Source organism: Streptomyces sp. NPDC002853 (genome assembly GCF_053591915.1).
On sequence record NZ_JBSFUS010000003.1, the window covers coordinates 575,236 to 600,986 of the forward strand.

Here is a 25,751-nt window from a genome sequence, read left to right on the forward strand (position 1 = left end):
ACGGAACCCCGGGCGGCGGTTGCCGTCCGGGGCTACGGGTTCCGGTTTTTCGGTCCGGTAGACGTACTACTTTCCGTCCACCGTCTACAACCCTCGGCCACCGCCCCCGGCCACAACTTCCCCGACCGTGTCGTCCTCGTCGTCATCATCCTCGTCCGGGTCCCAGTCCGGCGAATCGGGGTCGTAGTCGATCTGCTCGCTGCTCCAGGAGGCCTGTGAGAGCACCACCCCCGGCACCTCGCTGACCAGGTCGAAGGGGTCCACCAGATTGGCGAGCGCCTCCGCGTCGTCCTCATTGACGGCCGTCTCGGCGTGCAGCCGCTCCTCGGCGGGCATGTGCTCGTCCTCCGCGATGCGGCGCAGGGCCGACGCCGACAGCTCGCCGGAGTCGTCGACCTCGACCACCAATTCGACGCGGAGACGTACAAAACGTGATGACTCTGATGTGCTCATGGGTCGGAGGGTACGACCCATGACCCCCGCGACTTTCCCGCGACCCGCGCCTTTCATTACCATCGCCCCACACGGCCAATTCGCCAGCGCCACAAGGGGGATCCGATTCCGTGTCCGCACGTCGATCGCTGCTCACCGCCACCGCCGCCGGGACCCTCCTCGGTGCCCTGTGGTTCGTTCCCTCCGCGAACGCGACGGCGACGTTCAGATCCACGGAGGCCCCTGACTCCTCCCGGGTCGTCCACACCGAACAGCGCCGCGCGACGCTGAACTCGGAGAACGTCGCCGCGGCCTCCGACGACCGCCTCGCCGACACGGGCGCGGGCGTCGACACCACCCCGTACCTGATCGGCGGGACGGCGTTCCTGGGCCTGGGGGCGGGCTTCGTGGCGTTCTCGGTCCGCCGGGAACGGCAGGGCCCGGCTTACTGAGGGCGCGTCGCCCTGCTGAGGGCGTCGCCCTGCCGAGCGCCCGCTCACCGGGAAGTGGGGCGCACGCCGGGCAGTTGGGTGACCCTGGCCGCGCGGCAACATGGCCGCGCACGAGCCGAGGGCTAGGCATGCGGTATGAGATTCGAGCCCCGGCACAAGACATCCGCGACCCCCCGCGCCCGCCGTCTTCGTCTCGTCGGCGCCCTGTGCGCCGTCGCGGCCTCGGCGGCGCTGGTGACGGGCTGCGGGTCGGACAGCGACAAGGCGTCCTCCGAAGCGACCTCCAAGGCGGCGAAGACCGTGCCGAAGGAGGCGCCGACGGAGAGCCCCACGGGCAGCGCGTCCCTCACGCAGGACCAGCAGGAGCGCAAGGCGCTGCTCGCCGACACCAAGGTCACGTACGACAAGGCGGCCACCGCCGCGGTGGACAAGGTCCCGGGCGGCAAGCTGACCGACCTCGACCTCGAGGGCGTCGACGACGACAAGGACGACGACGGCGAGGACGACGACGCGAGCGCGAGCCCCAGCGCGAGCGCGAGCCCCAGCCCGAGCGGCAGTTCCGCGGGCCCGCAGTGGGTCGCCGAGGTCGCCGAGAAGGACGGCACGGTGCACGACGTCCGCATCGACGCGGTCTCGGGCAAGGTGCTCAGCTCCGCCCCCGACAAGGATCAGGACGCCGACGACAAGAAGGAGACGGCCGACTGGCTGTCCCAGGTCAAGCAGACGCCTGAGCAGGCGGCCAAGGCAGCGACGGACAGGAAGAAGGGCACGGTCACGTCGATCGGCCTGGACGACAACGACGACAAGAAGCTCGTCTGGTCCGTCGACGTCGTCACCGACGACTGGAACAAGACCGACTTCGAGATCGACGCGGTCAAGGGCGGCATCACCCGTGAGCACGTCGACCGCGACTGATCCGCGGTCACATGCGGGAGGGGTGCCGTCAGTTGCTGACGGCACCCCTCCTCGGCGTTCGGGCCGCTGCCGCTAGGCCAGCGGACCCGTCACCGGTTCGACCGCGGCGAGCAGCGCGCCGGAGCGCACGAACGCGTCGGCCGCCGCCAGGTCGGGGGCCAGGAAGCGGTCGGGGCCCGGGCCCTGGACGCCTGCCTTGCGGACCGCCTCGATGACCGCGCGCGTCGCCGGGGCCGGCGTGAGGCCCTCGCGGAGCTCGACCGCGCGCGTGGCGGCGTACAGCTCGATGGCGACGATGCGGGTCAGGTTGTCGACGGCGGTACGGAGCTTGCGGGCCGCCGACCAGCCCATCGACACGTGGTCCTCCTGCATCGCGGAGGACGGGATCGAGTCGGCCGACGACGGGACCGCGAGGCGCTTCATCTCGCTCACCAGCGCCGCCTGCGTGTACTGGGCGATCATCAGGCCCGAGTCCACGCCCGCGTCGTCCGCGAGGAACGGCGGCAGGCCGTGCGAGCGGTTCTTGTCCAGCAGCCGGTCCGTGCGGCGTTCCGCGATGGAGCCGAGGTCGGCCGCGGCGATGGCGAGGAAGTCCAGGACGTACGCGACCGGCGCCCCGTGGAAGTTGCCGTTGGACTCGACGCGGCCGTCGGGCAGGACGACGGGGTTGTCGACGGCGGCGGCCAGCTCGCGTTCGGCGACCGTACGGGCGTGGGCGAGGGTGTCCCGGCCCGCGCCCGCGACCTGCGGGGCGCACCGCACCGAGTACGCGTCCTGGACACGCGGCGCGTCGTCCTGGTGGTGGCCGGTCAGCCCCGAACCCTTGAGTACCGCAAGCATGTTGGCGGCGGAGATGCCCTGGCCCGGGTGCGGCCGGATGGCGTGCAGCTCGGGGGCGAGGACCTTGGCGGTGCCGAGGAGCGCCTCGAGGGTGAGGGCAGCGGTGATGTCGGCGGACTTGTAGAGGGCGTCGAGGTCGGCGAGGGCCATCACGAGCATGCCGAGCATGCCGTCGGTGCCGTTCAGGAGGGCCAGGCCCTCCTTCTCGCGCAGCTCGACCGGCTTGATGCCGTGCGCGGCGAGCAGCTCGCCCGCCGGCTTCAGCTCGCCGTCCGGGCCCTCGGCGTCGCCCTCGCCCATGAGCGTGAGCGCGCAGTGGCTGAGCGGGGCGAGGTCGCCGGAGCAGCCGAGCGAGCCGTACTCGTGCACGACGGGAGTGATGCCCGCGTTCAGCACGTCGGCCATGGTCTGCGCGACCTCGGGGCGTACGCCGGTCCTGCCGGAGCAGACCGTCTTGAGCCGCAGGAACATCAGCGCGCGCACGACCTCGCGCTCCACGCGGGGGCCCATCCCCGCCGCGTGCGAACGGACGATGTTGCGCTGCAGCTGGGCGCGGAGGTCCGGGCCGATGTGCCGGGTGGCGAGCGCGCCGAAGCCGGTCGACACGCCGTAGACGGGCTCGGGCTTGGCCGCGAGGGCGTCGACGATCTCACGCGAGGCAGCAAGAGCGGCCACGGCTTCGCCCGACAGCTCGATACGAGCGTTCCCGCGCGCCACAGCAATAACGTCCACAGCGGACGTCCCGGACGTCCCCAGGACCACGGTATGCATATCCATATTCAGCAGCGTACGGACTGAATCGCCAAGTGTCACGGTCGAATGCAGGGTGAGCCTGTTACGAGCCCCGTAAGGGGCGCGGAGAACCGTGCGATCAGCCCCACCGCGCCGCGGTCAACACACGCCCGGCCCCGCAGCCCCTCACCCCTGCCCCCGCCCCCGGAACCGCCGCCTCTCCCCAGCCGGACGCGCGCCCTCGGTGTTGGCGAGCCGCACCACCGGATCGTCCGCCCCCTCGCGCCCCGCAACCACCGGCTTCGCCGCACGCGCGGCCTTCGCCCGGTACTGGGCCGCGTCCGCGAGGCGGAACAGGCGGCGGGCCGAGCGGACCTCGCCGATCGGGTCCTCCGTGGAGGCGACCCCGCACGCGACCCCGTCCCCCTGCTCCAACTCGGCCGCCCGTACGCACAGTTCATCCGCGACCCGCACCACCTCATCGGCCGAAGGACCCACCGAGAGCAGACAGAACTCATCGCCGCCGAGCCGCGCGGCCAACGTCCCCGGCAGCATCGCCCCGCAGAGGGAAAGCACCGAGCCGAAACGTTCGAGCAACCGGTCACCGACCGCGTGCCCCTGGGTGTCGTTGACCCACTTGAGGCCGTTCACGTCGCACACGACCAGGCTCACCACGGTCCCCTCCGCCCGGTGCCGCTCCACCGCCTCCTCGAGCCGCAGATCGACCGCGCGCCGGTTGGCGAGGCCCGTCAGCGCGTCGGTGAAGGCGAGCCGGCGCGCTTCCTCCAGACGCTCGGTCTGCGCGATGCCCGCCGCGACGACCGAGGCGAGCACCGTCGCGAAGTCCGCGTCCGCGCGGCCGAAGGGCAGCGCCCCCACCGGCCGCGCCACATACAGCTCACCCCACGCCCGCCCGTGCAGCACGATCGGCGCGACCACGCAGCAGCCACGGCCGCGCCTGCGCAGCGCGGCGACGCGCTGGTGGCAGTAGCCGGGGGCCGTCGCCTCCGAGGGCCCCCGCGCCGTCTCGACCCAGGCATGCGGCTCACCCCCGCCCGCCCAGCGCTCGTGCAGGAACTCGGTGATCTCCGGGAACTCGTTCACCGGATACGCCTCGCGCTCCGGGAACTCTTCCTCCCCCTCGGCCCGTTCGCCCACGTTCACGAGCACCCTCAGCCGTCCGAGGTCACGCTCCCAGACGGACAGCGCCGCGAAACTCCCGGCCAGCGCACGGCACGCACCGCGCGCTGCCGCCCGCCAGGACTCACGCGGAGTGTGCGCGGCGGCCATCCCCTGCGCCAGCACGACCACGGCCCGCAGCCGGACATCCTCTCCCATCTCCCTAGGCTAGGAGATATACGGCATTTTGGGCGTTTGGAACATTACGCAGCGTGTGGAACAGACGCCCCGCATACCTCCGGGCGCCGGCAGGAAACCCCGCTCACTCCCCGGGCCACTGCGGCTTCCGCTTCTCGTTGAACGCGGCGACACCCTCCGCCCGGTCACCGGAGAAGGCCACCGAGCGCCAGGCCGCGTCCTCGACCTCGAGACCGGCCCGCAGGTCGAGCCCGTGCCCGAGCCGCAGGGCACGCTTGGCGGCGCGCAGCCCGACGGGCGAGTTGGCGGCGATCCGCGCGGCCAGCGCGAGCGCTTCCGTACGGTCCTCCCCCTCGCCCACCAGCTGGTCGACGAGCCCCAACTCCCGCGCCTCGGCCGCCTCCAGACGCCGCGCGGTGAAGATCAGCTCCGCGGCCCGCGCGGCACCCACGCGGCGCGGCAGCAGCTGCGTGCCGCCGCCGCCCGGGATCACGCCGACGGACACCTCGGGGAGCCCGACCACGGCGGTCGGGTCGGCGACGATGAGATCGCAGGCGAGCGCCAGCTCGAACCCGCCGCCGAGCGCGAAGCCGTGCAGGGCCGCGACGGTCGGCACGGGCAGTTCGAGCACGCCGGTGTAGGCGGCCCGCGCGGTGGGCCGCTGGCGCACCAACTCGGCGTCGGAGAGGGAATTGCGCTCCTTCAGGTCGGCGCCGACACAGAACGCCCGCTCGTGGGTGGACGTGACGACCACGGCGCGCACGTCACGGTCCTCGGCGAGGGCGGCGCAGGCCGAGCCGATGGAGCGGGCCATGTCCGTGGACACGGCGTTCATGGCCTTGGGCCGGTCCAGGACGAGCTCGGCGACGTGGTCGTGCCGCCTGACCCCGACGAAGTCCCCGTACCGCTGCTCGCCGCCCTGCTCGCCACCCATGACTGCCTCCACGTCCGGTTAACGCCCGTTACCCGGGCGCCCTGCGGATCATGCCACCGCCGCGGGGTGATCGGGTGGCCGAGCGGGAAAAAACCGTCAGCTCCGCCGGGCAAGCAGCCAGGGCTCGACCACGCCGAGGCCTCGTACGGGCCGCTGCCACATCGGCTGCAGGGCGAAGCGGTAGGAGGGGGGCTCCGTGCCCTCCTTCTCCGCCTGCTCGGCCGCCTCCGCCGCCTCGGTCTCGGAGGCGGGCGCCTCTCCCGTACGCGTCAGTTCCTCGGCGAGCGCGCCGTCCACCAGGACCGCGTCCTTGGGCGCTATCGACGTGAGGCGGCTCGCGAGGTTCACCGTCGTGCCGAAGACGTCGCCCATCCGCGTCGTGACCGTGCCGAACGCGATGCCGACGCGCAGCTCCGGCATCGTCTCGTCGTTGGCCATGGTCTCGATCAGCCGCAGCGCGATCTCCGCGGCGACGCCCGCGTCGTCGGCCGCGTACAGCACTTCGTCGCCCAGCGTCTTGATGAGGCGTCCGCCGTGCGCCGCGACGAGATCCGCCGCCGTGGTCTCGAAGGCCTCGACGAGTTCGCCGAGTTCCTCCTCCTCCATGCGCCGGGTGAGCCGGGTGAAGCCGACGAGGTCGGCGAATCCGACGGCGAGGCGCCGGTCGACCATCTCCTCGTCGTCCGCGGCCTGCACGACCCGTCCGGTGGCGGCGGCGAGCTGGCGCCGCCACACATAGACGAGGAACTCCTCCAGCTCGGGCAGGAGCAGCTCTATCAGCGGATACGTGACCTCGGTCCGCGTCATGCCCGGCTCGGGCGGCTCCGTCAGACCCTCCAGGAAGGAGTCGATCTGCCACTCGGCCAGGCGGGCGGTGGTCTGCCCGGTCGACCGGGCCACCTGCACCGCCATCGCCTCGCTGAGCAGTCCCGCCTCGACGAGGCCCGCGAGGCGGCGCAGCGCGAGTACGTCCGCCTCGGTCAGGGCCTTGGCCTGGCCGATGTCGGGAAAGCCCATGGCCCGCCAGAAGCGGGAGGCCAGCTCCATGGACACACCGGCGCTGCGGGCCGCCTGGAACGGGGTGTAGCGGCGGTCCGCGCCGAGGATCAGCCCTTCGAGGCGCAGGGCCAGGGGGTCCTTCTCCGTGTCCCCCGGCTTCTCGTCCCCGGAGTCCATCGAGTCGAACGCGTCTGTGGCGGCCCCTGCGGTACGTCCGGGCTCACCGTCGGGGCCGGGGGATGCACCCGTACCGGAGCCCGTGTCGTCGACGGTCACGCCTGCTGCCCTTCCGATCTGCCGCGGTCAGGTATCGACCGGCGCCAACTTTACGGCAGGTGTGCCGCAGCTCACGCCTTTCTCGGGCGGGGACGCCTTGGACAGCGCTTTCCCCTCCGGGGTGGGCGCGAACACCCTTTTCCCGTCCACCCGCCCGTTTGCCCCGCAGCCTCACCTGCACGAACGAGCAGGGCCCCCTCACGCCCCCCTCAAATGCACCACATCCCCCGCCCCCACAGGCTCCTGCACCCCGTTCTCGGTGGCCAGGACCAGGCGGCCGTCGCCGTCCACCGCCACCGCCTCGCCCGTGATCGACCGGTCGCCCGGCAGCTCCGCCCTGACCTTGCGGCCCAGCGTCGCGCAGCCCGCGGCGTACGTTTCCTGGAGGCGGGAGGCCGCCGGGTCGCCCTCTGCCGCGCGCCAGTCGCCGTACCACTGCTCGAGGGAACGCAGCACCGCCCGCAGCACCGTGTCCCGGTCGGTGCTCGCCGCCCCGGCGAGCGCGAGGGACCCGGCAGTGGGCACCGGCAGCTCGTCCGCGCGCAGCGTCACGTTGATGCCGATGCCGATCACGACGCCCCCACCGTCCTTGGAGCCCGCCCGCTCGGCGAGGATGCCCCCGGCCTTGCGCTCCTCTCCCCCCACCGTCACCAGCAGGTCGTTCGGCCACTTGAGCGCCGTGTCCACCCCGGCCGCCCGCGAGAGACCGGTGGCGACGGCGACCCCGGTCAGCAGCGGCAGCCACCCCCAGCGCGCGACCGGGACCGCGGGCCCCGGCTTCAGGAGCACCGAGAAGAAGAGCCCCGAGCGGGCCGGCGCCGACCAGCGGCGGTCGAGGCGGCCACGCCCCGAGCTCTGCTCCTCGGCGACGAGCACCGCCCCCTCGGGCAGCTCGTCCGCGCGGGCGGCCAGATCCGTGTTGGTCGACCCCGTCGCGGGCACCACCTCCAGGGAGGTCCAAAGACCCCCGTCCCGCAGCAGCGCACGCCGCAGCGACGCGGCGTTCAGGGGCGGGCGGCCGAGGTCGGACCACCGGCCGTCACCAGCACCAAAAGGAGTGTCCGAAGGATCGTCTGAAGCATCTCGCGGCGTCATGCAAGCCACCTTAGGTGTGGTAAACGCCGCACTGCCGATCCGTAGGCACGCCGATACCCTACGAGTCAGTAGCAAGCGATCACCAGCAGCCGCAAGCCGCCAGTCGCCCCTTTGAGCAGGCAGGGAGCCGCATCCCTATGTCCGAGCCGGAAGAGCCCAACGTGCCCGTGCAGAGCGCCGCAAGCGATACCACCACCGCCACTCCCGAGGCAGGTATCGACATCCATACGACTGCGGGCAAGCTCGCCGATCTGCAGCGCCGCATCGAGGAGGCCAAGCACGCCGGTTCGGCCCGCGCGGTCGAGAAGCAGCACGCCAAGGGCAAGTTGACGGCGCGCGAGCGCATCGAACTGCTCCTGGACGAGAGCTCCTTCGTCGAGTTCGACGAGTTCGCGCAGCACCGCTCGACCGACTTCGGCCTGGAGGCCAACCGCCCGTACGGCGACGGAGTCGTGACCGGTTACGGCACCGTAGACGGCCGCCCGGTGGCCGTCTTCTCGCAGGATTTCACCGTCTTCGGCGGCGCGCTCGGCGAGGTCTTCGGCCAGAAGATCGTCAAGGTCATGGACTTCGCCCTGAAGACCGGCTGCCCGGTCGTCGGCATCAACGACTCCGGCGGCGCCCGCATCCAGGAGGGCGTCATGGCCCTCGGCATGTACGGGGAGATCTTCCGCAGGAACACCCACGCGTCCGGTGTGATCCCGCAGATCAGCCTGGTCGTCGGGCCCTGCGCGGGCGGCGCCGTCTACTCCCCGGCCATCACCGACTTCACCGTCATGGTCGACCAGACGTCGCACATGTTCATCACGGGCCCCGACGTCATCAAGACGGTCACCGGTGAGGACGTCGGCTTCGAGGAGCTCGGCGGTGCCCGCACCCACAACAGCACCTCCGGTGTCGCGCACCACATGGCGGGCGACGAGAAGGACGCGATCGAGTACGTCAAGTCCCTTCTCTCCTACCTGCCTTCGAACAACCTCAGCGAGCCCCCCGCCTTCCCCGAGGAGGCGGACCTGGCGCCGACGGACGAGGACCGCGAGCTCGACACCCTCATCCCGGACAGCGCCAACCAGCCGTACGACATGCACACGGTGATCGAACACGTCCTGGACGACGCCGAGTTCTTCGAGACGCAGCCGCTGTTCGCGCCGAACATCGTCACCGGCTTCGGCCGGATCGAGGGCCGCCCCGTCGGCATCGTCGCCAACCAGCCGACGCAGTTCGCCGGTTGCCTGAACATCGACGCTTCGGAGAAGGGCGCCCGCTTCGTCCGCACCTGCGACGCGTTCAACGTCCCGGTCATCACCTTCGTCGATGTGCCGGGCTTCCTGCCGGGCGTCGAGCAGGAACACACGGGCATCATCCGCCGCGGCGCCAAGCTGATCTACGCGTACGCCGAGGCGACGGTCCCGCTGATCACCGTCATCACCCGCAAGGCGTTCGGCGGCGCGTACGACGTCATGGGCTCCAAGCACCTGGGCGCCGACCTCAACCTGGCCTGGCCGACCGCGCAGATCGCGGTGATGGGCGCGCAGGGCGCGGTGAACATCCTGCACCGCCGCACCATCGCGGCGGCGGGTGACGAGGCGGCCCAGGAGGCCACCCGCGCCCAGCTGATGCAGGAGTACGAGGACCGGCTGCTCAACCCGTACACGGCCGCCGAGCGCGGCTACATCGACGCCGTGATCATGCCGTCGGAGACCCGCTCCCATCTGGTGCGCGGCCTGCGTCAGCTGCGTACGAAGCGGGAATCCCTTCCCCCGAAGAAGCACGGCAACATCCCCCTGTAGACCGTGCGGCAGTTGCGGCAGTGAGGAGACCGTTCATGATCAAGGTCGTACGGGGCAATCCCACCCCGGAGGAGCTGGCCGCCGCGCTCGCGGTGGTCCAGGCGCGCGCCGCGGCGGTCGCGAACCAGCCGTCCGGCGCGCCCACGGTGCTCGACGCGTGGGCGGACCCCGCGCGGGTGGCCCGCCACCGGCTGCCCGCACCGGGGCCGACGTCGTGGGGCCGCAGCTACTGGCCCGGCTGAGCCCCGGCGGCACGACCCGGGAATGAGTGAGACGGGCCGGGGCGCCTGAGTACGCGTACTCAGGCGCCCCGCCGTCACCGCGCGCAGTATCGAAGACATGCTGTGGTCGGACCCGGAGGACAACCCGCCAAAAGACATGCGGGACATGCAGGCGAAGATGCGCCGTGCGGGGCTCGTCCTCGCCCTGGCCATGGTCATCGCGATGTTCGTCCTGGGCATCCACTGAAGGCGTCCGCCAGGACGTCCGCGGCGGCTCGCTAACCTGACCGCATGAGTGATCAGCCCCGAGAGCCCCGCCGCCTCGTCCTCGCCTCCAAGTCCCCCGCCCGGCTCGGCCTCCTGCGCCAGGCCGGTCTCGCCCCCGAGGTGATCGTCAGCGGGGTCGACGAGGACGCGATCTCCGCACCCACCCCCGCCGAGCTCGCCCTGGCCCTGGCCGAGGCCAAGGCATCGGTCGTCTCGGCGCGCCCGGACGCCAAGGGCGCCCTGGTCATCGGCTGCGACTCGGTCCTCGAACTGGACGGCCGGGCACTCGGCAAGCCCGCCGACGCCGAGGAGGCCACGGCCCGCTGGAAGTCGATGCGCGGCCGCGCGGGCGTCCTGCAGACCGGCCACTGCGTGTACGACACGGCGGCCGGCCGCCATGTGTCGGCGGTCGCGTCGACCGTGGTCCGCTTCGGCGACCCTTCCGACGAGGAGATCGCCGCGTACGTGGCGAGCGGCGAACCCCTGCACGTGGCGGGCGCGTTCACGCTCGACGGCCGATCGGCCCCCTTCGTCGACTCGATCGAGGGCGACCACGGCAACGTCATCGGCCTCTCGCTGCCGCTGCTGCGCCGCCTGCTGTCCGAATTGGGCGTCGGGATCACGGAGTTGTGGGCCAAGTAGACCCACGCGAGCGCCCCGGAAGGGCTCAGGCGGGCTGTGGGGCGCCGTTCTCCGGAGCGGCGCCGCCCGCTGCCCCGTTGCCGGTGCGCGGCTCGTCGGCGACCCCGCCGGGCTTCTTGTCGTACGCCACCAGCGTCAGGACGATCAGGCCGAGCACGACCATCATGAAGACGAAGGCGGGCCAGCCCACCAGGCCGACCGAGAACGCCCCGAGCAGCGCGTGCACCACGGCGGCGCTGATCAGCAGCAGCCTGCCGAAGCGGCCGGGCGCGCGGTCGCTGATGCCCGAGCGCGCCATGATGACGCCGCACAGCGCGAGGTAGAGGCCGAAGACGCCGCCCGCGATCCACGTCGACACGGACATCGCGTGCGGGTCGAGCCCGGCGAGCGACATGTCCTGCTTGTTCACGACAAGCCCGAGGAACCAGTTGAGGAGTGCGATGCCGACCGCCTCCACCAGGAGCACGATCGCGCCCACCAAGGCCACCGGTCTACGCGCCACGGCGCCCACCCACTTCCGCTGTTACCGCTAGTACGTGCCAGACATCGCGAACGCTACTAACGGGTAAACCGGGGGACAAGGGCTCTGTCGATGGCAAAGAATCATTGGGCCATTCGTAGGGACTCCACAAAGATTGGCCCCTTGCCGCAGCGCGCCCTCACAGAGACCTTGGCCACACCGGGACGTTAGTCTGCCGGTAAGGGACCCTGCGTACCGTGGTGCGACAAGGGATTTCGCGGTACGGGCAGGCCCGGATCACGCTCCGTGTGGGCAAGCTCACCATTGGGGACGGGTCGAAAGGTCGTGTCGGCAGTCCCTAAACTCGGCTTGTTTCAAGGAGGGAGCCATCGTGCGCAAGGTGCTCATCGCCAACCGTGGCGAAATCGCTGTCCGCGTTGCTCGGGCATGCCGGGATGCAGGGATCGCGAGCGTAGCCGTCTACGCAGATCCTGACCGGGATGCTCTGCATGTACGTGCGGCAGATGAGGCGTTCGCGCTGGGCGGTGACACTCCGGCCACCAGCTACCTGGACATTTCCAAGGTGCTGGCAGCGGCCAAGGACGCGGGGGCGGACGCGGTCCACCCCGGCTACGGCTTCCTTTCGGAGAACGCCGACTTCGCGCAGGCCGTTCTGGACGCGGGCCTCATCTGGATCGGCCCGCCGCCGCAAGCAATCCGCGACCTCGGTGACAAGGTCGCGGCCCGGCACATCGCGCAGCGCGCGGGTGCCCCGCTGGTGGCCGGTACGCCGGACCCCGTCAGCGGTTCCGACGAGGTCGTCGCCTTCGCCGAGGAGCACGGCCTGCCGATCGCGATCAAGGCCGCCTTCGGTGGCGGCGGGCGCGGCCTGAAGGTGGCCCGGACCCTCGAAGAGGTGCCCGAGCTGTACGACTCCGCGGTGCGCGAGGCCGTCGCCGCCTTCGGCCGCGGCGAGTGCTTCGTCGAGCGCTACCTCGACAAGCCGCGGCACGTGGAGACCCAGTGCCTGGCCGACAAGCACGGCAACGTGGTCGTCGTCTCGACCCGTGACTGCTCGCTCCAGCGCCGCCACCAGAAGCTGGTGGAGGAGGCCCCCGCGCCGTTCCTGAGCGAGGCCCAGAACGCCGAGCTGTACGCGGCGTCGAAGGCGATCCTGAAGGAAGCGGGCTACGAGGGCGCCGGCACCGTCGAGTTCCTCGTCGGCACCGACGGCACGATCTCCTTCCTGGAGGTCAACACCCGTCTCCAGGTGGAGCACCCGGTCACCGAAGAGATCACCGGCATCGACCTGGTCCGCGAGATGTTCCGCATCGCCGACGGCGAGGAACTGGGTTACGGCGACCCGGAGATGCGCGGCCACTCGTTCGAGTTCCGCATCAACGGCGAGGACCCGGGCCGCGGCTTCCTGCCCGCCCCCGGCACCGTGACCGAGTTCGCCCCGCCGTCCGGTCCGGGCGTGCGCCTGGACGCGGGCGTGGAGTCCGGCAGCGTCATCGGCCCGGCGTGGGACTCGCTCCTCGCCAAGCTGATCGTCTCCGGCGCCACTCGCCGGCAGGCCCTGCAGCGGGCCGCGCGCGCCCTTGAGGAGTTCAACGTGGAGGGCATGGCCACGGCCATCCCGTTCCACCGCGCGGTCGTCAAGGACCCGGCCTTCGCCCCCGAACTGACCGGCTCCGCCGACCCGTTCACGGTCCACACCCGCTGGATCGAGACCGAGTTCGTCAACGAGATCCCCGCGTTCTCCGCGACGGCCGACGCAGAGACGGACGAGGAGCCGGGCCGCGAGACGGTGGTCGTCGAGGTCGGCGGCAAGCGTCTCGAGGTCTCGCTCCCCTCCTCGCTCGGCATGACCATCGCCCGCACGGCGGCGGCGGGCGGGGCCCGCCCCAAGCGCCGCGCGGCGAAGAAGTCGGGCCCGGCGGCCTCCGGTGACACCCTGGCTTCCCCCATGCAGGGCACGATCGTCAAGATCGCTGTCGAGGAGGGCCAGGAGGTGCAGGAGGGCGACCTGGTCGTCGTCCTGGAGGCCATGAAGATGGAGCAGCCCCTGAACGCGCACCGCTCGGGCACGATCAAGGGCCTCACGGCGGAGGTCGGCGCGAGCCTGACCTCCGGCGCGGTCATCTGCGAGATCAAGGACTGACCCGAGCGCCGGACGGGCTGAGAACTCGGCCCGTCCGGCGCTTGAGGACGAACTCGGCGCAGCCGGTGACGGGCGGCACGCACGCTTCGGGCAGACTTGAAGCACGCGTACGTCCAGGGAGGCACGCCATGGCAGAGGCAGAGAGCCCGCAAGAGCGCCCCCGCTCGAAAAGAGCGGACGCGCGCCGCAACTACGACCGGCTCCTCGCAGAGTCCCGCAAAGCCTTCGCGGAGCACGGCACAAGCGCCTCGCTGGAAGACATCGCCCGCCACGCGAACGTGGGCATCGGCACCCTCTACCGCCACTTCCCCAACCGGCACGCCCTGATGAGCGCCGTCTTCGAGGAGGCGGTGAGCGACCTCCTGGACCGTTCCCGCGCACTGCTCGAAGACCCCCGGCCCTGCTCGGCCCTGGTGACCTGGCTGCGCGCCATCATCACTCATGCGGGTGAGTACCGCGGGCTCTCCCGCGCCCTCATGTCGGCGTCGCACGACGACAGTTCGGCACTCTCCCGATGCAGCAGGCCCATGCGTGAGGCGGGCACGGCCCTGCTCGTGCGGGCCCAGGAGGCCGGTGCCGTACGCCCGGGCGTCTCGATCGGCGACCTGATGCAGCTGACCAACGCGATCGCGCTGGCCGCCGAAGAGACCCCCGACGAGCCCGAGTTGGCCGACCGCCTCCTGATGCTGACCCTGCGCGGCCTGAAGGCCGAAGGATCGGCACCCGAAGACTGCGGTTCGGCCCCGGCCGCCACGGCCGGCTCAGCGGCGGCGTAGATCCGCCACCCGCGCGGCCCGCTCCCCGGGCTGCTGCTCCCCGAGCACCGCACTGCGCAACTGCGCCCCCGGTCCCGACCCGTGACCGCCGTGGTTACGGCGCTGTCCCGGCAGTGGCACGTCCCGGCGCGGTTGCCGCGCCGGGACGGAATCCACCCCCGGCCCGGAGTTGGGGCTCGCGGTCCCGCCTGCGACGGCGATCTGCACGCCCTGATCGGCCAGGGCCTGCAGCTCGGTGGCCGCGCGGTCGTCGTGTGTGGGCGGTTCGTCCGTGACCAGGCGCGTGATGACGTCCGTCGGCACCGTCTGGAACATCGTGTCGGTGCCGAGCTTGGTGTGGTCGGCGAGGACCACGACCTCGGCCGCCGCCTGGACGAGCGCACGGTCCACGCTCGCCGAGAGCATGTTGGACGTGGAGAGCCCGCGCTCGGCGGTCAGACCACTGCCCGACAGGAAGGCGCGCGAGACCCGCAGGCCCTGCAGGGACTGTTCGGCCCCACTGCCCACGAGGGCGTAGTTGGAACCGCGCAAAGTGCCGCCGGTCATGACGACCTCGACGCGGTTGGCATGAGCCAGGGCCTGTGCCACCAGAAGGGAATTGGTGACGACGGTCAGACCGGGTACCCGCGCGAGCCGTCGGGCCAGCTCCTGCGTGGTCGTACCCGCCCCGACGACGATGGCTTCGCCTTCTTCGACGAGTCCCGCCGCGAGATCGGCGATGGCCGTCTTCTCGGCGGTCGCGAGATGTGATTTCTGCGGAAAGCCGGACTCCCGCGTGAATCCGCCCGGCAATACCGCACCGCCATGTCTGCGGTCGAGGAGTCCTTCTGCCTCCAGCGCGCGCACGTCCCGCCGTACGGTCACTTCGGAGGTCTGGACGACGCGGGCGAGCTCCCGGAGCGATACAGCTCCGTTGGCTCGCACCATTTCGAGGATCAATTGGCGACGTTCTGCAGCGAACACGAAACTGACAGTAACCCCAACGACCGTCTGCTTTCAGCAGTTTGCGCCGAATTACAGAAGTTGTTCGCACGACAGGGTGGGAAGTGGTATAGGTGCCTACTCTCCCCGCCTATGCCGGGCGAATGGGCGACAACAGCCCGTGACCTGCGCGGAGTTGTTACCCCGGACCGACCCCGATCATTCGGCGTTCAACCGACGATCGGTCCGCGATCAGGCTTCGCCCGCCGACTTCCGCGTGTGGAGCTGACGCGCGACCTCGGCGATCGAGCCCGAAAGGGATGGATACACGGTGAACGCATTCGCGATCTGCTCGACCGTCAGATTGTTGTCGACCGCGATCGAGATGGGATGGATCAGTTCCGAGGCGCGCGGCGCGACGACCACACCGCCCACCACGATGCCCGTACCCGGACGGCAGAAGATCTTGACGAAGCCGTCGCGAATGCCCTGCATCTTCGCGCGCGGGTTGCGAAGGAGCGGCAGCTTGACGACGCGGGCGTCGATCTTGCCGCCGTCGACGTCGGACTGGCTGTAGCCGACGGTCGCGATCTCGGGGTCGGTGAAGACGTTGGACGACACGGTCTTCAGGTTCAGCGGCGTCACCGCGTCGCCCAGGAAGTGGTACATCGCGATGCGCCCCTGCATGGCGGCGACCGAGGCCAGCGCGAAGATCCCCGTCACGTCACCGGCGGCGTACACGCCCGGCGCGGAGGTGCGCGACACCTTGTCGGTCCAGATGTGCCCGGAGTCCTTGAGCCGGACCCCGGCCTCCTCCAGGCCCATGCCGCTGCTGTTGGGGATGGCGCCCACGGCCATCAGGCAGTGCGTGCCGGAGATGACGCGGCCGTCGTTGAGCGTCACCTCCACACGGTCGCCCACGCGCTTGGCGGAGGCCGCGCGGGAGCGCGACATGACGTTCATGCCGCGACGCCGGAAGACGTCCTCGAGGACGGCGGCGGCGTCCGGGTCCTCGCCGGGCAGCACGCGGTCGCGGCTCGACACGAGCGTGACGTTCGACCCGAGCGCCTGGTAGGCGCCGGCGAACTCGGCACCGGTGACACCGGAGCCGACCACGATGAGCTCCTCGGGGAGCTCGTCCAGGTCGTACACCTGGGTCCAGTTCAGGATCCGCTCGCCGTCGGGCAGCGCGTCGGGAACCTCGCGCGGGTGCCCGCCGGTGGCGATCAGCACGGCGTCGGCCAAGAGCGTCTCTTCGGTGCCGTCGGCCGCGCGCACGATCACCTTGCGCGAGCCGTCGGTGTCCTGCTGGCCCTCCAGGCGGCCACGGCCGCGCAGCACGCGCGCGCCCGCACGCGTGACGGATGCGGTGATGTCGTGGGACTGCGCGAGCGCGAGGCGCTTCACACGGCGGTTGACCTTGCCCAGGTCGACGCCGACGACGCGGGCCGGGGTGTCGATGTGCGGGGTGTCGTCCGCGACGATGATGCCCAGCTCCTCGTACGAGGAGTCGAAAGTGGTCATCACCTCGGCCGTGGCGATCAGAGTCTTGGACGGGACGCAGTCGGTGAGCACCGACGCCCCGCCCAGACCGTCGCAGTCGACGACGGTCACCTCCGCGCCGAGCTGGGCGGCAACGAGTGCCGCCTCGTATCCGCCGGGTCCGCCGCCAATGATCACGATCCGAGTCACGTACTCCATTGTCCCGCACGCTTCAAGGTGCTTCGCCCCGGGGGCTCCATCCGGGCCGTTCTTCCTACAAGAAGGGCACTTCCGTCACCGGAGTGACGCACGTGGCACCTGCCGTACCCTCGACCACATGTCGCTCTACGCCGCGTACGCCGGCAATCTGGATCCGCGGCTCATGTCCCGCCGCGCCCCGCACTCGCCGCTGCGCCAGACGGGCTGGCTGAACGGCTGGCGGCTGACGTTCGGCGGGGAGCACATGGGGTGGGAGGGCGCGCTTGCCACCATCGTGGAGGCGCCGCGCTCGCAGGTCTTCGTGACGCTGTACGACGTCGCCCCCATGGACGAGGACTCCATGGACCGCTGGGAGGGCGTGGGGCTCGACGTCTACCGCAGGATGCGGGTACGGGTGCACACCCTGGACGGCGAGGAACCCGCCTGGGTGTACGTCCTCAACGGGTACGAGGGCGGCCTGCCGTCAGCGCGTTACCTCGGGGAGCTGGCCGACGCGGCGGAGACCGCGGGGGCGCCGCACGACTATGTGATGGAGCTCCGCAAGCGCCCCTGCTAGGCCTCCCTCCGGCCGGCCCCGGGACTCTCGTCGGAAACGACAAGACAACGATCCGAATCCCGTGAGCATCGTCATCTACGCGCGTAGGGCGGGAGCGGCTACTCTCGTCCGCGTGAACGCTTCAGTTATTCCGGACGACATCCAGGGCGACCCCTACGCCGCCGCCGACGCCGCCGCCGCGCGCCTGCGTGAGCTGACGGGCGCCGAGACCCACGACGTAGCCCTTGTGATGGGCTCCGGCTGGGCGCCGGCGGTGGACGCGCTCGGCGTGCCCGACGCCGAGTTCCCCGTCACCGAGCTCCCCGGCTTCCCGCCGCCGGCGGTCGAGGGCCACGGCGGCCGCATCCGTTCCTTCCAGGTCGGTGACAAGCGCGCCCTCGTCTTCCTGGGCCGCACCCACTACTACGAGGGCCGTGGCGTCGCCGCCGTCGCGCACGGCGTGCGTACGGCGGTTGCCGCGGGCTGCAAGACGATCGTGCTGACGAACGGCTGCGGCGGTCTGCGCGAGGGCATGCGGCCCGGTCAGCCGGTCCTGATCAGCGATCACCTGAACCTGACGGCCACGTCGCCGATCGTCGGCGCGAACTTCGTGGACCTCACGGACCTGTACTCCCCGCGGCTGCGCTCCCTCTGCAAGGAGATCGACCCCTCCCTCGAAGAGGGCGTCTACGCGCAGTTCCCCGGCCCGCACTACGAGACTCCGGCGGAGATCCGCATGGCCCGCACCATCGGTGCGGACCTGGTGGGCATGTCGACGGTCCTCGAGGCGATCGCCGCGCGCGAGGCGGGCGCGGAGGTGCTGGGCATCTCCCTGGTCACGAACCTCGCCGCGGGCATGACGGGCGAGCCCCTGAACCACGAGGAAGTCCTCCAGGCGGGCCGAGACAGCGCCACCCGCATGGGCGAGCTGCTGGGCGATGTCCTGGGCCGTATCTGATCTACCGAGCGGGTGCGTGGGCGGGAAAGATCCGTCGCCAAGCGGCGGGACAGGAACGCCCCCACCGAGCCGCACGGGACAGAACAGGGCCCCACCGGGCAGGCATACCAGGGACCCCGCCCCCGGCGGGCCCCGCAACAGAACTCCGCATACGAGAGGCTGACCCACGTGCTGGACGACTCTGAACTCATCGCGCGGGCCCAGGCCTGGCTGGCCGAGGACCCGGACCCCGAGACCCGAGAGGAGCTCGCGAAGCTCATCGACGCCGAGGACGCCGAAGAGCTGACCGCCCGCTTCAGCGGCACCCTCCAGTTCGGCACCGCAGGCCTCCGCGGCGAACTCGGCGCGGGCCCCATGCGCATGAACCGCTCCGTGGTCATCCGCGCGGCAGCGGGCCTCGCCGCGTATCTGAAGGCCGAGGGCCGGACCGGCGGCCTCGTCGTCGTCGGCTACGACGCCCGCCACAAGTCCGCGGACTTCGCGCGCGACACCGCCGCCGTCATGACCGGCGCCGGACTCAGGGCGGCGGTGCTCCCCCGCCCGCTCCCCACCCCCGTACTCGCCTTCGCCATACGGCACCTCGGCGCGGTCGCGGGCGTGGAGGTGACGGCGAGCCACAACCCGCCGCGCGACAACGGCTACAAGGTCTACCTCGGCGACGGCTCCCAGATCGTCCCGCCCGCCGACGCGGAGATCGCGGCGCGGATCGACGCCGTCGCCACCCTCCACGACGTCCCGCGCCCCGACGCCGGCTGGGAGACCTTCGGCGACGACGTCCTGAACGCCTACCTGGCCCGCACGGACGCCGTCCTGTCCCCGGGCTCCCCCCGTACCGCCCGCACCGTCTACACGGCGATGCACGGCGTCGGCAAGGACACCCTCCTCGCGGCGTTCGAGCGGGCGGGATTCCCCGCCCCGGAGCTCGTCGCCGAGCAGGCGGAGCCCGACCCGGACTTCCCGACCGTCGCGTTCCCCAACCCGGAGGAGCCGGGCGCGATGGACCTCTCCTTCGCGAAGGCCCGCGAGGTGGACCCTGACCTGATCATCGCCAACGACCCGGACGCGGACCGCTGCGCCGCCGCCGTCAAGGACGGCGCCGACTGGCGCATGCTCCGGGGCGACGAGGTCGGCGCACTCCTGGCGGCGCACCTCGTGCGCAGGGGCGCCCGCGGCACGTTCGCCGAGTCGATCGTCTCCTCGTCCCTGCTCGGCCGGATCGCGGAGAAGGCGGGTCTGGCGTACGAGGAGACCCTCACCGGCTTCAAGTGGATCGCCCGCGTGGAGGGCCTGCGTTACGGCTACGAAGAGGCCCTCGGTTACTGCGTGGACCCCGAAGGCGTACGCGACAAGGACGGCATCACGGCGGCGCTGCTCCTCACCGAGCTGGCGTCCGAGCTGAAGGAGGAAGGGCGCACGCTCCTCGACCTCCTGGACGACCTGGCCGTGGAGCACGGCCTGCACGCCACCGACCAGCTGTCGGTCCGCGTGGAGGACCTCTCCGTGATCGCGGACGCGATGCTCCGCCTGCGCGAAGTGCCGCCGACGTCGCTCGCGGGCCTGCCCGTGGTCAAGGCCGAGGACCTGACACAGGGCACGGACACGCTGCCGCCCACGGACGGCCTGCGCTACACGCTCGACGGGGCCCGCGTCATCGTGCGCCCGAGCGGTACCGAGCCGAAGCTGAAGTGCTACCTGGAGGTGGTCGTCCCGGTCTCGGCGAAGGACGGCCTGCCCGCCGCCCGTACCGAGGCGACGGACCGCCTCGCCGCGATCAAGCGCGACCTGGCCGCCGCGGCGGGCATCTAGCGCGCGCCCCGGGCGGGTGGCCGCCACCCGTCCGGGTGGTTCGGTCGACGCAGCTGCCGCAGTGATCCGGTGCGCTGCCGGTCCCCCAGTAAGGGTGACCGGCAGCGCACGATCACGTTCCAGGAGCTGCCGCAGTGCCGTACGGACCGCCCCCTCAGACCACCTCGACCACACCGGTGTCCGCCGCGACGCCCCGGGTCGTCGCCCCGTTTCGCCGCCCCCGCATCGCTCCGGGCCGCTCCCCCGCCCGCCGCGCACGCGCCGTCCGCGCCCTGCGCCGCGCGACGCCCGCACTCCTCGCGTACGCCGCCGTACGCCTCTTCGGCGCTCTGGTCTTCGCTCTGTGGGCGCGCAGGGAGCACCGGGACGTCTGGCATCTGCTGGCGGAATCCTGGGACTGCGACTGGTACCTGAGGATCGCCGACACCGGCTACGCGCACACCCTGGGCACCCGGATCGACGCGAACAACCTCGCCTTCTTCCCGCTGCACTCACTGCTCATCAGGGCGGGCAGTCTGCTCGTCCCGGAGCCACGCGGGGCCGTGGGGCTCACGATCGCCGTCACGTGTTCGTTCCTCGCGGCGTGGGGGATCTTCGCGGTGGGCGACCGCCTGTACGGGCGCAGGGCGGGCGTCCTGCTCGCCGTTCTCTGGGGTTCGCTCCCCGTCGCGCTGGTGCAGTGGATGGGCTACACGGAGTCGCTCTTCACCGCGCTCACCGCGTGGGCGCTGTACGCCGTGCTCACCGGGCGCTGGATCTGGGCGGGTGCGCTGGCCGCGCTCGCGGGACTGACCCGCCCCACGGGTGTGGCGCTCGCGGCGGCGGTGTCCCTGACGGCCCTGCTCGCGCTGTGGCGCACGCGGCATGGAACGGGCGGCACCGGAGAGCGCGTGCGCATGCTCCTGGGGGCCGTGCTCGCCCCGCTCGGCTGGCTCTCGTACGTCGGCTGGGTGGGGCTGCGACTCGGCCGCTGGGACGGGTACTTCGCCGTGCAGAAGCTGTGGCACAACGAGTGGGACGGCGGGGTGGCGACGCTGCGGACCGTGCAGGACCTGCTGTCGGTCCAGCGGCCGCAGTTGTTCCTGATGATGGTGACGGCGACGCTGCTCGCGTCGGCGGCGCTGTTCGTCCTGTCGCTGGGTGACCGCCAGCCGCTGCCGCTGCTGGTCTTCACGGGCCTGCTGCTCCTGATCGTGCTCGGCAGCAAGGGCGTCTACTTCCCCCGGGCCCGCTTCCTGCTCCCCGGCTTCCCCCTGCTGCTGCCGCTGGCGGCGGCCCTGTCCCGGGCCCGGACGCACGTCGCCGTAACGGTGACGGCAACCGCGGCACTCACGTCGGCAGCATTCGGCGGCCACATGCTCCTGGCCTGGCTGGGCCCCCCGTAGACCCGCGAGCCACATCCGCTCCTACCCGACAGCGAGCAGCACCGCGAGGAGTACCGCCCCTGCCAGCGCGGGCGCCAGGATCTCGTAGCCCCAGCGCACCTCGGGCTCACCCTGTGCGGTCTTCGCGGAGGCGCGGAGTTCGGACAGGTCGCGCAGGTCGTCCATGATCTGGTCCCCGGCGGCGCGCTGGGTCTCGGGCCGGCCGGACTTCAACGAAGCGCGCAGCCCCGGGCCGCCGACGCTCGGGTCGCCCGCGGCCACCCCCTGCGACTTCCTCCGGGCGGCCTTCTTGCGGCCGCGCAGGGAGACCGGGATGGCCCAGAGCTGGTACTTGGTGCCGGACTGGGTGAAGACCTCGTTCGAGTACCCGGAGCGCAGACCCGATACGGACGCCCACGGCAGCGTGATCGTCCGGAAGGGGTTGCGGATGCGCAGCCGGTCGTCGTTGGCGTACACGGCGGGACGCACGGTGAAGGCGACGACGATCGGCACCGCCAGGAGCAGCCCGGCGAGCGCGAGCCACGGGGTGCGGCCCTCACCCCGGATCATCGCGTCGACGCCGAGCCAGCCGCCGAGGGCGAGCAGCAGAACGCCTCCGGCGATACCGCCGGACGACCGGTAGGTCCGGTCCTTGTACTGGGGGTGCTCGGGCTCCGCCACGGGGGGCTGGGGGTCGCTCATACCCTGATTCTGCCTGAGGCCCGGCGCGGGGGGCCTGCGGGTCCCGCCACGCCTCCCCGCCCCCGTTCCCATCCGCCCCCTGTACAGCCGCTACGCGCGTAGATATGCTCCCCTCGTGACCATGCCCACTGCATCCGTACCCGCACACGCGCTGAGCGACGCCACAGCGTCGGACCGCACGCTGCGCCGCTTCCTCCACGGGCTGCCCGGCGTCGACACGGTCGGCCTGGAGGCACGCGCCTCAGCGCTCGGCACCCGTTCGATCAAGACGACGGCGAAGGCGTACGCCATCGACCTCGCCATCTCGATGATCGACCTGACGACGCTGGAGGGCGCCGACACCCCGGGCAAGGTCCGGGCGCTCGGCGCGAAGGCCGTGAACCCCGACCCGACCGACCGCGGCACCCCGAGGACCGCCGCGGTCTGCGTCTATCCGGACATGGTGGCCACCGCCAAGGAGGCCGTCGGCGCCAGCGGCGTCAAGGTCGCCTCCGTCGCGACCGCCTTCCCCGCGGGCCGCGCCGCCATCGACGTGAAGCTCGGCGACGTCCGCGAGGCCGTCGCGGCGGGTGCCGACGAGATCGACATGGTCATCGACCGCGGCGCCTTCCTCTCCGGCGACTACATGACGGTGTTCGAGCAGATCCGCGCCGTGAAGGAAGCCTCCGGCGAGGCCCGGCTCAAGGTCATCTTCGAGACCGGCGAGCTGTCCACGTACGACAACATCCGCCGCGCCTCCTGGATCGGCATGCTGGCGGGCGCGGACTTCATCAAGACCTCGACCGGCAAGGTCGGCGTCAACGCCACCCCCGCGAACACCCTCCTGATGCTGGAGGCCGTACGCGACTTCCGCGAGCAGACCGGGGTACAGGTCGGCGTGAAGCCCGCGGGCGGCATTCGCACCACCAAGGACGCCATCAAGTTCCTCGTCCTGGTGAACGAGACCGCGGGCCAGGACTGGCTGGACAACCACTGGTTCCGCTTCGGCGCCTCATCGCTCCTCAACGACCTGCTGATGCAGCGCCAGAAGCTGGCCACGGGCCGCTACTCCGGCCCCGACTACGTGACGGTGGACTGACCAAGATGACTTCCCCCTTCGAGTACGCACCGGCGCCCGAGTCCCGCTCCGTCGTCGACATCGCCCCCTCCTACGGCCTGTTCATCGACGGCGAGTTCGTGGAGGCGGCCGACGGCAAGGTCTTCAAGACCGTCTCCCCGTCCACCGAAGAGGTCCTCTCCGAAGTCGCGCAGGCCTCCTCCGAAGACGTCGACCGCGCGGTGAAGGCCGCCCGCCGGGCCTTCGAGAAGTGGTCGGCCCTTCCGGGCGCCGAGCGCGCCAAGTACCTCTTCCGCATCGCCAGGATCATCCAGGAGCGCAGCCGCGAACTGGCCGTCCTGGAGACCCTCGACAACGGAAAGCCCATCAAGGAGACGCGCGACGCCGACCTCCCCCTGGTCGCCGCGCACTTCTTCTACTACGCGGGCTGGGCCGACAAGCTCGACCACGCGGGGTATGGCGCGAACCCGAGGCCGCTCGGTGTCGCGGGCCAGGTCATCCCCTGGAACTTCCCGCTCCTGATGCTCGCCTGGAAGATCGCCCCGGCGCTCGCGACCGGCAACACGGTCGTCCTGAAGCCCGCGGAGACCACGCCCCTGAGCGCCCTGTTCTTCGCGGACATCTGCCGCCAGGCGGGCCTGCCCAAGGGCGTCGTCAACATCCTTCCCGGGTACGGCGACGCGGGCGCCGCCCTCACCGCCCACCCGGACGTGAACAAGGTCGCCTTCACCGGCTCGACCGCCGTCGGCAAGGCCATCGCGCGCCAGGTCGCGGGCACGGACAAGAAGGTCACGCTCGAACTGGGCGGCAAGGGCGCGAACATCGTCTTCGACGACGCACCCATCGACCAGGCCGTCGAGGGCATCGTCACCGGCATCTTCTTCAACCAGGGCCAGGTCTGCTGCGCGGGCTCGCGCCTCCTCGTACAGGAGTCGGTCCACGACGAGGTGCTCCACGCGCTCAAGCGGCGCCTGACCACCCTGCGCCTGGGCGACCCACTGGACAAGAACACGGACATCGGCGCGATCAACTCCGCCGAGCAGCTCGCCCGCATCAAGGCCCTCACCGAGACGGGTGAGGCGGAGGGCGCCGAGCGCTGGTCCGCCCCGTGCGAACTGCCCTCGTCCGGCTACTGGTTCGCGCCGACGCTCTTCACCAACGTCACGCAGGCGCACACCGTCGCCCGCGACGAGATCTTCGGCCCGGTGCTCTCGGTGCTGACCTTCCGCACGCCGGAAGAGGCCGTCGCCAAGGCCAACAACACGCAGTACGGCCTCTCCGCCGGCATCTGGACGGAGAAGGGGTCCCGCATCCTCGCGGTCGCCGATCGCCTGCGCGCGGGCGTCATCTGGGCCAACACGTTCAACAAGTTCGACCCGACCTCGCCCTTCGGCGGCTACAAGGAATCGGGTTACGGCCGCGAGGGCGGCCGCCACGGCCTGGAGGCTTACCTCGATGTCTGAGCAGCGTTTGAGTGTCTTCAAGACCTACAAGCTGTACGTCGGGGGCAAGTTCCCCCGCAGCGAGAGCGGCCGGGTGTACGAGGTGACCGACTCGAAGAACAAGTGGCTGGCCAACGCCCCGCTCTCGTCCCGCAAGGACGCGCGTGACGCGGTCGTCGCCGCACGCAAGGCGCAGGGCAGTTGGGCGGGCAAGACGGCCTATCTGCGCGGACAGATCCTCTACCGCGTCGCGGAGATGCTGGAGGGCCGCAGGGACCAGTTCGTGCGCGAGGTCGCCGAGGCGGAGGGGCTTTCCAAGTCCAAGGCCGCCGCCGAGGTGGACGCCGCGATCGACCGCTGGGTCTGGTACGCGGGCTGGACCGACAAGATCGCCCAGATCGTGGGCGGCGGAAACCCGGTCGCGGGCCCCTTCTTCAACCTCTCCTCGCCGGAGCCGACGGGCGTGGTGGCGGTCGTCGCCCCGCGGAAGTCGTCGTTCCTCGGCCTGGTCTCGGTGATCGCCCCGGTGATCGCGACGGGCAACACGGCCGTGGTGATCGCGAGCGAGGACTCCCCGCTCCCCGCGCTCTCCCTCGGCGAGGTGCTCGCCACCTCCGACCTGCCGGGCGGCGTCGTGAACATCCTGTCCGGCCGTACGGCGGAGATCACCCCGTCGCTCGCCGCGCACCAGGACGTGAACGCGATGGACCTCGCGGGCGTCGAGGACGACGACCTGGCCAAGGAGCTGGAGGTCGCCGCGGCGGACAACCTCAAGCGCGTCGTCCGTCCACAGCCTGTGGACGTGGACTGGTCGGCGGACCCGGGCACGCACCGCCTGACGGCCTTCCTGGAGACCAAGACGGTCTGGCACCCCACGGGTTCGCTGGGCGCGTCGGGCTCCTCGTACTGAGGCTTCTCAGGCTGAGGCCTCTCAGGCTGCCAGAAGCCGCCTG

25 protein-coding genes are annotated in these 25,751 nt (G+C 71.3%); 15 read left to right on the forward strand and 10 right to left on the reverse strand.

The features are described from left to right. Window positions 1–84: 84 nt before the first annotated feature. Entirely contained in the window at window positions 85–453 is a 369-nt protein-coding gene (locus ACWD02_RS10495; protein WP_451207122.1) for a hypothetical protein, read from the reverse strand. Between the two features lie 110 nt (window positions 454–563). On the opposite strand from ACWD02_RS10495, the gene ACWD02_RS10500 reads away from it, so the two are divergent. Both ACWD02_RS10500 and ACWD02_RS10505 read left to right on the forward strand, forming a co-directional pair. Next, window positions 564–884, forward strand: a complete 321-nt coding sequence (locus ACWD02_RS10500; RefSeq protein ID WP_451207125.1) for a hypothetical protein — start codon at window positions 564–566, stop codon at window positions 882–884. Between the two features lie 135 nt (window positions 885–1,019). Then, window positions 1,020–1,799: a PepSY domain-containing protein gene (locus tag ACWD02_RS10505; RefSeq protein WP_451207128.1), complete on the forward strand. Its 780-nt coding sequence runs from the start codon at window positions 1,020–1,022 to the stop codon at window positions 1,797–1,799. A 72-nt stretch (window positions 1,800–1,871) separates the two neighbouring features. Here the strand turns inward: ACWD02_RS10505 and hutH are convergent, their stop codons facing one another. From hutH to ACWD02_RS10530, 5 genes are all read right to left on the reverse strand, one after another. Then, on the reverse strand, window positions 1,872–3,410 hold the full coding sequence (gene hutH, locus ACWD02_RS10510; RefSeq protein WP_451207478.1) for a histidine ammonia-lyase: 1,539 nt from the start codon (window positions 3,408–3,410) through the stop codon (window positions 1,872–1,874). A 147-nt stretch (window positions 3,411–3,557) separates the two neighbouring features. After that, window positions 3,558–4,709, reverse strand: coding sequence for a diguanylate cyclase domain-containing protein (locus ACWD02_RS10515; RefSeq protein WP_451207131.1), 1,152 nt, complete (start codon window positions 4,707–4,709; stop codon window positions 3,558–3,560). A gap of 103 nt (window positions 4,710–4,812) precedes the next feature. Further along, on the reverse strand, window positions 4,813–5,622 hold the full coding sequence (locus ACWD02_RS10520; RefSeq protein WP_451207134.1) for an enoyl-CoA hydratase/isomerase family protein: 810 nt from the start codon (window positions 5,620–5,622) through the stop codon (window positions 4,813–4,815). Between the two features lie 96 nt (window positions 5,623–5,718). Beyond that, window positions 5,719–6,897 carry an adenylate/guanylate cyclase domain-containing protein gene (locus tag ACWD02_RS10525; RefSeq protein ID WP_451207137.1) on the reverse strand — a complete coding sequence of 393 codons (1,179 nt, stop codon included), beginning with the start codon at window positions 6,895–6,897 and terminating at the stop codon, window positions 5,719–5,721. Window positions 6,898–7,095: 198 nt separating this feature from the next. Continuing rightward, on the reverse strand, window positions 7,096–7,992 hold the full coding sequence (locus ACWD02_RS10530) for a biotin--[acetyl-CoA-carboxylase] ligase (RefSeq protein WP_451207140.1): 897 nt from the start codon (window positions 7,990–7,992) through the stop codon (window positions 7,096–7,098). Window positions 7,993–8,129: 137 nt separating this feature from the next. On the opposite strand from ACWD02_RS10530, the gene ACWD02_RS10535 reads away from it, so the two are divergent. The 4 genes from ACWD02_RS10535 (at window position 8,130) to ACWD02_RS10550 (ending at window position 10,912) form a co-directional block, all read left to right on the forward strand. Beyond that, window positions 8,130–9,782 (forward strand): acyl-CoA carboxylase subunit beta, encoded by a 1,653-nt coding sequence (locus tag ACWD02_RS10535; protein ID WP_451207143.1) that lies wholly within the window; start codon window positions 8,130–8,132, stop codon window positions 9,780–9,782. Window positions 9,783–9,817: 35 nt separating this feature from the next. Continuing rightward, window positions 9,818–10,024: an acyl-CoA carboxylase subunit epsilon gene (locus ACWD02_RS10540; protein WP_451207146.1), complete on the forward strand. Its 207-nt coding sequence runs from the start codon at window positions 9,818–9,820 to the stop codon at window positions 10,022–10,024. A 97-nt stretch (window positions 10,025–10,121) separates the two neighbouring features. Beyond that, window positions 10,122–10,250 (forward strand): morphogenic membrane protein MmpB, encoded by a 129-nt coding sequence (gene mmpB, locus ACWD02_RS10545; RefSeq protein WP_451207149.1) that lies wholly within the window; start codon window positions 10,122–10,124, stop codon window positions 10,248–10,250. A gap of 44 nt (window positions 10,251–10,294) precedes the next feature. Further along, window positions 10,295–10,912, forward strand: a complete 618-nt coding sequence (locus ACWD02_RS10550) for a nucleoside triphosphate pyrophosphatase (protein WP_451207152.1) — start codon at window positions 10,295–10,297, stop codon at window positions 10,910–10,912. A 25-nt stretch (window positions 10,913–10,937) separates the two neighbouring features. Here ACWD02_RS10550 and ACWD02_RS10555 read toward each other — a convergent pair whose 3' ends face one another. Next, entirely contained in the window at window positions 10,938–11,423 is a 486-nt protein-coding gene (locus ACWD02_RS10555; RefSeq protein WP_451207155.1) for a hypothetical protein, read from the reverse strand. Window positions 11,424–11,763: 340 nt separating this feature from the next. Here ACWD02_RS10555 and ACWD02_RS10560 point away from each other — a divergent pair, with 340 nt between their 5' ends. After that, window positions 11,764–13,536 (forward strand): acetyl/propionyl/methylcrotonyl-CoA carboxylase subunit alpha, encoded by a 1,773-nt coding sequence (locus ACWD02_RS10560; protein ID WP_451207157.1) that lies wholly within the window; start codon window positions 11,764–11,766, stop codon window positions 13,534–13,536. Between the two features lie 128 nt (window positions 13,537–13,664). Next, window positions 13,665–14,312: a TetR/AcrR family transcriptional regulator gene (locus tag ACWD02_RS10565; RefSeq protein WP_451207160.1), complete on the forward strand. Its 648-nt coding sequence runs from the start codon at window positions 13,665–13,667 to the stop codon at window positions 14,310–14,312. Here ACWD02_RS10565 and ACWD02_RS10570 read toward each other — a convergent pair. Together ACWD02_RS10570 and ACWD02_RS10575 are read right to left on the reverse strand one after the other, a co-directional pair. Next, entirely contained in the window at window positions 14,298–15,275 is a 978-nt protein-coding gene (locus ACWD02_RS10570; protein WP_451207163.1) for a DeoR/GlpR family DNA-binding transcription regulator, read from the reverse strand. The genes ACWD02_RS10565 and ACWD02_RS10570 overlap by 15 nt on opposite strands. 210 nt (window positions 15,276–15,485) lie before the next feature. Continuing rightward, window positions 15,486–16,934, reverse strand: a complete 1,449-nt coding sequence (locus ACWD02_RS10575) for an NAD(P)H-quinone dehydrogenase (RefSeq protein ID WP_451207166.1) — start codon at window positions 16,932–16,934, stop codon at window positions 15,486–15,488. A gap of 118 nt (window positions 16,935–17,052) precedes the next feature. Here ACWD02_RS10575 and ACWD02_RS10580 point away from each other — a divergent pair, with 118 nt between their 5' ends. From ACWD02_RS10580 to ACWD02_RS10595, 4 genes are all read left to right on the forward strand, one after another. Next, on the forward strand, window positions 17,053–17,490 hold the full coding sequence (locus ACWD02_RS10580) for a gamma-glutamylcyclotransferase (RefSeq protein WP_344523525.1): 438 nt from the start codon (window positions 17,053–17,055) through the stop codon (window positions 17,488–17,490). Between the two features lie 112 nt (window positions 17,491–17,602). Further along, window positions 17,603–18,427 (forward strand): purine-nucleoside phosphorylase, encoded by an 825-nt coding sequence (locus ACWD02_RS10585; protein WP_451207169.1) that lies wholly within the window; start codon window positions 17,603–17,605, stop codon window positions 18,425–18,427. 159 nt (window positions 18,428–18,586) lie between these two features. Then, a complete protein-coding gene (locus ACWD02_RS10590) occupies window positions 18,587–20,233 on the forward strand; it encodes a phospho-sugar mutase (protein ID WP_451207481.1) in 1,647 nt (548 codons plus the stop codon). Window positions 20,234–20,367: 134 nt separating this feature from the next. Beyond that, window positions 20,368–21,618, forward strand: a complete 1,251-nt coding sequence (locus tag ACWD02_RS10595) for a hypothetical protein (RefSeq protein WP_451207172.1) — start codon at window positions 20,368–20,370, stop codon at window positions 21,616–21,618. Between the two features lie 21 nt (window positions 21,619–21,639). Here the strand turns inward: ACWD02_RS10595 and ACWD02_RS10600 are convergent, their stop codons facing one another. After that, complete coding sequence (locus ACWD02_RS10600) at window positions 21,640–22,299, reverse strand: PH domain-containing protein (protein ID WP_451207175.1); 660 nt, start codon at window positions 22,297–22,299, stop codon at window positions 21,640–21,642. Window positions 22,300–22,420: 121 nt separating this feature from the next. Between ACWD02_RS10600 and deoC the strand changes: the two genes are divergently transcribed. The 3 genes from deoC to ACWD02_RS10615 are packed head-to-tail and all read left to right on the forward strand — an operon-like array spanning window position 22,421 to window position 25,708. Continuing rightward, window positions 22,421–23,377 (forward strand): deoxyribose-phosphate aldolase, encoded by a 957-nt coding sequence (gene deoC, locus ACWD02_RS10605; RefSeq protein ID WP_451207484.1) that lies wholly within the window; start codon window positions 22,421–22,423, stop codon window positions 23,375–23,377. A 5-nt stretch (window positions 23,378–23,382) separates the two neighbouring features. After that, window positions 23,383–24,819, forward strand: a complete 1,437-nt coding sequence (locus ACWD02_RS10610; RefSeq protein WP_451207178.1) for an aldehyde dehydrogenase family protein — start codon at window positions 23,383–23,385, stop codon at window positions 24,817–24,819. Further along, the gene (locus ACWD02_RS10615; protein ID WP_451207181.1) at window positions 24,812–25,708 is read left to right on the forward strand and encodes an aldehyde dehydrogenase family protein; all 897 of its coding nucleotides are present in this window, start codon (window positions 24,812–24,814) and stop codon (window positions 25,706–25,708) included. The genes ACWD02_RS10610 and ACWD02_RS10615 overlap by 8 nt, the downstream gene beginning before the upstream one ends. Window positions 25,709–25,751: the final 43 nt, after the last annotated feature.